A 6,027-nucleotide genomic window follows, 5' to 3' on the forward strand; every position below is an offset into this window, starting at 1 on the left:
GACACTCCCAGGCGAACGGTGATGCCCTCATCGACGAGAGCCTGAGCCAGGATCTCGCCAGCCTCAGGCTCCTCGGCAGCGATCAGCCTGGGCGCGAATTCCACGATCGTCACCTCAGCGCCGAATCGTCGGAACACCTGCGCAAGTTCGCAGCCGATAGCACCCCCACCCAAAACGACGAGGGAGTCTGGCACTGCTTCCGTCTTCAAGGCGTCGCGATTGGTCCAGTAGTCGAGATCAGCCAGGCCGTCCACGGGTGGGATCGCCGCTGAGGTTCCGGTGGCAATGACCAAGGCGCGGGTCGCAGCAAAGTCTCGATCGCCGACGCGGACGCTTCGCGTACCGGTGATCGTGCCACGGCCGCGAACAAAAGTGCCGCCGGCGTCGACGAATCGGTCGACCGCGACCTGGTCGTTCCAATCGTCGGTTGCCTCGGCGCGGATCCGCTGTGCAACCGGGCTCCAATCTGGGGTGATCGTGGCAGTTCCGGCCAACTCGTTCACTCGCCGGCCTTCAGCCAGCGTCGTGGCTGCACGAATCGCCATCTTTGAGGGGATGCAGCCCCAGTAGGGGCATTCGCCGCCGACGAGTTCCGCTTCGATCCCGATGACGCTGAGGCCACCGGACAGGAGGTCGTTCGCTACCTGTTCACCGCCGGGGCCGAGGCCCAAGACGATGACATCTGCCGTCGTGGTCATGTTGTGTCCTCCACCTGTCGGTTCGGCTAGAGCCCGTACCGACGGGCGCCGCGTTTGGTGAGTTGTGCGCGTTTTCGGAAGCTCTTCGTTGACCCGAGGTAAACGTCAAGGTCGATCGTCCGTGACCCTGATCCAGGTAGCTTGCCACTGCTGGTGAACTGCCAGAGTTTGGTCTTGCGACGGGGCCACCCACGTACTGATTCCGGCTTGGACTGACCACGACCGTAGTCGGCCAACCAGAGGGGGTACCGGGTCAGGCTCGAGCTGGGGTTGAGGCGCGTTTCGATGAAGTACGTGTACGAGTAGAGGTAGGGCGTGCGACCCGACTTGCGCTTGTAGGTGTTGAGCCACGCAGTTGCCCAGCGCGTCAGTTGCGACTTGGTCAAGTTGTTCGGAGCCGACTCCAGATCCAGGGCCGTTGCCAGGTGGCCCCGGCCGAAACCGCTTGTGCGGCGAGCGGCCAGGCGAGCCTCCCCACGTGCATCAGCCACGATGTTGGGCACCTTGGACGTGGGGTAAGCGAAGTGATATGAGCCCACAACGACTCCTGCTCGCTTGGCCGCTGGGCGGTCAATGGCCCACCATTGCGCCGCGATCGCATCAGAACGTGGATAGCCATTTGACGCTTGGATGATCGCGAACTGAACCCCTGCGGTGCGGAGCTTGGAGAAGTTGAGTTCGTGAGTATTCCCATGCTGCCACCGGGAAACGTCGACCCCTTTGATCCCTGATCGAATCCCTTGGTTACTCCAGCTCGTGGCATCGGGCCGCGCTTGCGCCGGTGTCGTAGCGACGAGGCCCGCTGCGGTTAGCCCGAGAGCCATCGATCCGATTGCGAGCGATCGAGATGTGCGCGCCGGCGTGAGTTGTGGTCGCTTCATCTTTGGAGGCTATACACATGCACGCCCTGATTCCTATTAACCGACGACCTCCAGCGTGCTCGCGCCGCTCGCAGTTCGGCGAACTGCGACTCGGTGTTGAATGCGGATCTTGAGATCCTCCACGTGGCTGACGACACCGACAACGCGACCGCTGTTCTGCTGCTTGGCGATCTCAGACAGGACCGCCTCGAGTCGTTCCGGGTCGAGGGTGCCGAATCCCTCGTCGATGAAGAGTGTGCCCAGTTCTACGCCGCCGGTCTCGCTCGTCACGATGTCCGCGAGCCCCAGCGCCAGCGCCAGGGACGTGTAGAAGGTCTCGCCACCGGACAGGTCTCGCGGGGAGCGCAGGTGACCTGTGTGCTCGTCGCGCATGTTGAGGCCCAGGCCGGACTTGCGCCCGTTGGATTCGGGTTGCTCGGAACGCTCAAGCTGATACTGGCCATCGGAAATGTGCTTCAGGTGGGCGTTGGCCGCATTGACTACCCGCTGAAATCGATCGATGAGGACGAATGCAGCCAAGGTGATCCGTTGGAGGTTGTCGCTGGAATTCGCATTCGCCACATCAGCCACGCGAAGGATCGGTCCAGTCGATTCGAGCGTCTCGGTCAGCAACCGATGTCTGGCGAGGAGCTCGCTGCGATGGACCTCCGTGTCCGTTAGTCGCTTGCGTGCATTTGCTGCCGCCTCCGTCGCTTGCTTGACGACAGCGTCAGCCCGTGTCAGATCCTCGCCCAGTCGCGAAGTTTGCGGGCGCTCGGTGTCATCGAGTGCGGCCAGATCGGGCTCGGCCAACCGTCGCGCGTTGGTCGCGACGCGAACGCCGTACTCGTCTATTCGTTCCTCCAACTCGGGCAGTTCAGCAACGGCCGGAAGTAGTGCCTCGACTTCCTGTTCGCTCTTGAGCCCACTTCGCTCCAGTGCCTCGGAGAAGTCCTTTGCGCGCTCCGTGAGCCGCTGCTCGCAAGCGCGAACCTGGGCAGTCGTGGATGAGAGTTGGTCGACGGCTTTGGCGGAACTGGTCAGATCCCTGACTCGGTCGGAAACCGACGGCCACTGCGCGCGGCTAGTCGTGACCAAGTCCTCGTCGCGGCCCAGTTGCTGTTTGGCTGCGTCGAGTCGCTCGCTCACGGCGCTGAGACTGACGAGCAGCTGATCCTGCTGCTTGGTGGAAGATCGCTCCGACTCCGCCAGGCGGCCCAACTCCGCTTCCGTCGTTGCTACCGAGCTTGCTGCCTCCTCGAGTGCGGTGAGCTCGTCGACAGCTTCTTGGTAGTGAGCTCGAGCAACCGACGGTTCGGCGCCAGCCGCCTTTGTGGTCAAGTGTTTGTGTTCCAATTTGGCCTCGTTGTAACGGCCTTCAAGGTCGGCATGTTTCTCAACTGCTGCCGAGTGGAGGGCGGTGCCTTCCTCCACGTCTTGCTGCGATACAGCCGTTGAGGAAGGCACCGCTGGTTGGGGATGTTCCTTGCTGCCGCACACCACGCACGGAACGTCCGGTTCGAGCTCACCGGCGAGTTGCCCAGCCATTCCGTCAATCCAACGGTTTGTCAGGGATGTGACCTCCGCCGCTGCGGTAGCTAGCGCAGCGCGGCTCGCACTCAGGCTATCTGTGAGTTTGTCGAGCGCTGTTTGCGCTGCCGCTGCCGCCTCGGAGGCGTCAACTCGATCACGCAGGTCGGCGACTTTACGCTTCAGATCTGGCAGGCGCGCCGAAGCCGTGTGTTGCTCGGTGAGGCGTTGATTGAGTTGGGCAGCTTCGCGAGGAATCTCCACCAACGCGGCTGCAAGTACCTTCAACGACTGTTTGTGGGCAGCCTTTTGTCCCGCTAGCTCCTCAATTAGATGCCGAAAGTCGGGCAGCTTCCCTTCTAGCGTTACAGCTGCTTCCAACTGGGCTGCGACTCTGCGCAACTCCTGTGCCGCTGCGTTCGGCTCATCGATCGCTGCCGACGTCAGTGGATCTGACTTAAGCCCCTGGGCCTGTTGCTCCAGTTCGGCGCGGTTGGTCGAGAGCAAGGATCGTGCGTCCTGCAGCTTGTCCAACACGTCGCTGCACGTGCCGGCGTCTCGCAATCCCGAGCACCGCGAGGTCAGATCGGCCATAGCTGGCTCCTGGTCGAGGAGCTCGGTGCGTTCGCGCAGCAGTTCGTCACGCCGAGTGAACAGGAGTTCCTGCCGTTCGGCTGTTTTCAGGGCGATGCTGGCCTGCGAGTGGATCTGTTGTGCGTCCGCAAGCGAATCGGCGAACTGCTGGTGTGCTTGGCTGACGCGTTCGTGGACTTGTGCGGCCCGTCCTTCAATATCCGCGTTGCCGACTGCCCTGGTCAGTTGATCGGACTCTTCATCCGTGCAGCCTGCAACTTCGGTGAAGACATGAAGTTCGTCCTCGATCGCCCGTTGAGCATCGTCACGTTGGCGCTGTGCGCTCTGCCGTTGCACCACCAACTCTCTGCTGATGTCCTCATAGAGTTGGGTACCGAAGATCCGCTGGAGCACCCCCCTGCGTTCTTCTGGTTTCGCTTTGAGGAACTCGGCGAATTCGCCCTGGGGCAGCACAATGGTCTGAGTGAACTGGGTCTTGGTTAGACCAATGGCATGAACGATCTCTTGATTGGCTTCCTCATGCCGATTGCTGATGAGCTGGCCATCCGTGGAATCTGGCGAACCGAGTCGGAAGAGCTTCACGGTGGCTGCCTGGGCCACGAGTCCGTCACCTCGCAGTTTGCTTCGGTTATAGGCCGGGGTACGCACTACCCGGAACGTTCCCGCTTGCGTCTCGAATGTCAGTTCCACCGATGTCGGCGTATTCGGACTCGCCAGTTCCGAACGCATCCGCTCGACGGACGCGCCGGAGCCCGCGACCGAGCCGTAAAGGGCGTAGACGATCGCGTCGATGATGGTTGATTTGCCAACGCCGGTGGGCCCCTCCAGCAAGAAGAGATTCGCAGCGGCCAACTCGGCGAAGTCGATCTCTTCATCACCTGCAAACGGTCCGACCGCCGACATTCTGAGGGTGTGCAGATACATCAGACCTGGCTCGACTCTCTAGCCGTTACGTACGCATTCGACAGCACAACGATCTCTGCCTCCGATGGAGGGCTCCCGGTCACGCGAGCGAAAAACTCGGTACAAACAGTCGTTGGATCCGTTGCGGTCATCACCTGCTGAACGGCCGCGGCGGTCACGTTTGTGAGCTGCGGTCGGTGCTCGATGGAGATTGCGAATGGGAGAACCTCGCGGATGTGCTCGTGTAACCGCTCGGGACGGGAAGGGTCAGTGACGAAAACCTGCAGCCACTGATCTTTCAATTCCGCGAGCACAGGATTGGACAAGACCTCAGCGAGGGTTCCTTCGAGTCGCGCCATTCCACGTGGCTGTGCGAGGGGCAGGCGCTGCGTGGTCACTTCACCGCTGGTTTCGATGTCCACGATGGTGACGCTCTTGACCTGGTCCCGTTCAGAGAACGAGTAACGCAATGGAGAACCGGAGTACTCAACCACGCGGCGGGGGGAGTTGCCGGCTGCGCCGATCGACTGGGGGCCGTGCAGATGTCCGAGAGCGACGTAATCGATGCCGTCGAAGAGTTCAACCGGAACCGAGTCAACGGTCCCAACGGTGATGTCGCGCTCGCTGTCGGACGCGCGGCCGCCGACGACAAAGGCGTGGGCGGTTACCACTGACGGCTGGGATCCTCGTGCCTGCGCTCTGCTGGCCCGGTCGGCATTGATTCGAGCCATCGCCGCTGCCATGACCGCCTCATGGCTGCGCTGTAGCGGTTCGGGTGATGCACTGAGGATCGAACGAGCCCCGTCTGGGTCCAGGTAGGGAATGGGGTAGATGAGGACCGACTCGTCGCCGACGCGCAGCTCGATTGCTTCACCCACGCGGGCGATGTCGGTCGCGAAATGAATCTCCCGGCGGTGAATCTGGGCACCAAATCCGAGGCGGGTCGCGGAGTCATGGTTACCGGCGAGTACGACGACCTCGCAGTGTTGGACCAGGCGAGCGAGTGCGTCGCTGAAGAGCGCGACCGTCTCAACCGGCGGGACCGCCCGGTCGAAGACGTCTCCGGCGACCAGGACCGCATCGACGGACTCGGATTCGGCCAAGGCGACTATTTGATCGATGAAGACGCGTTGCGCGTCGACCAAGTCGACACCATGCAGGGATCGTCCAAGGTGCCAGTCGCTGGTATGAAGGAGCCGCATGCGTCAAAGGTAGGCCGTAGGACTGACAGTTCGACCCGCACGCGCCGTAGGCTCGGCCCATGAGCAGCCATCAGTTCGCCCAGGCACTTGAGTCCCATCTCAATGAGGCGGTCATCCGCGCGGAGGATCGCCTAGACGAGCACGTCGACTGGCGGGCAGTGAAGGTGGCGAGTTGGGGTGTTGCCACCGCGTCTGTGCTCGGAGCAGTCGCGGCTGGATTCACCGCCGTCGCTGCTGGCG

Annotated in this window: 5 protein-coding genes; 1 reads left to right on the forward strand and 4 read right to left on the reverse strand. The window is 62.2% G+C overall.

Features of this window, described 5'->3' with window-relative positions:
• The 4 genes from KAZ48_10260 to KAZ48_10275 all read right to left on the reverse strand — a co-directional run.
• On the reverse strand, positions 1–698 hold a 698-nt coding region (locus KAZ48_10260), incomplete at its 3' end, for an FAD-dependent oxidoreductase (protein MBP7973173.1).
• A gap of 26 nt (positions 699–724) precedes the next feature.
• On the reverse strand, positions 725–1,579 hold the full coding sequence (locus KAZ48_10265) for a glycoside hydrolase family 25 protein (GenBank protein MBP7973174.1): 855 nt from the start codon (positions 1,577–1,579) through the stop codon (positions 725–727).
• Between the two features lie 36 nt (positions 1,580–1,615).
• Positions 1,616–4,606, reverse strand: coding sequence for an SMC family ATPase (locus tag KAZ48_10270; protein MBP7973175.1), 2,991 nt, complete (start codon positions 4,604–4,606; stop codon positions 1,616–1,618).
• Positions 4,606–5,787, reverse strand: coding sequence for an exonuclease SbcCD subunit D (locus KAZ48_10275; protein ID MBP7973176.1), 1,182 nt, complete (start codon positions 5,785–5,787; stop codon positions 4,606–4,608). Before KAZ48_10275 ends, KAZ48_10270 begins: the two co-directional genes overlap by 1 nt.
• A gap of 59 nt (positions 5,788–5,846) precedes the next feature.
• Here KAZ48_10275 and KAZ48_10280 point away from each other — a divergent pair.
• On the forward strand, positions 5,847–6,027 hold a 181-nt coding region (locus tag KAZ48_10280), incomplete at its 3' end, for a hypothetical protein (GenBank protein ID MBP7973177.1).

The sequence above is a fragment of the Candidatus Nanopelagicales bacterium genome (genome assembly GCA_018003655.1).
GTDB lineage: Bacteria > Actinomycetota > Actinomycetes > S36-B12 > UBA10799 > JAGNDY01.

Coding starts and splice junctions, on each gene's coding strand:
- KAZ48_10265 (MBP7973174.1), bottom strand. CDS start 1,579: ATGAAGCGACCACAACTCACGCCGGCGCGCACATCTCGATCGCTCGCA.
- KAZ48_10270 (MBP7973175.1), bottom strand. CDS start 4,606: ATGTATCTGCACACCCTCAGAATGTCGGCGGTCGGACCGTTTGCAGGT.
- KAZ48_10275 (MBP7973176.1), bottom strand. CDS start 5,787: ATGCGGCTCCTTCATACCAGCGACTGGCACCTTGGACGATCCCTGCAT.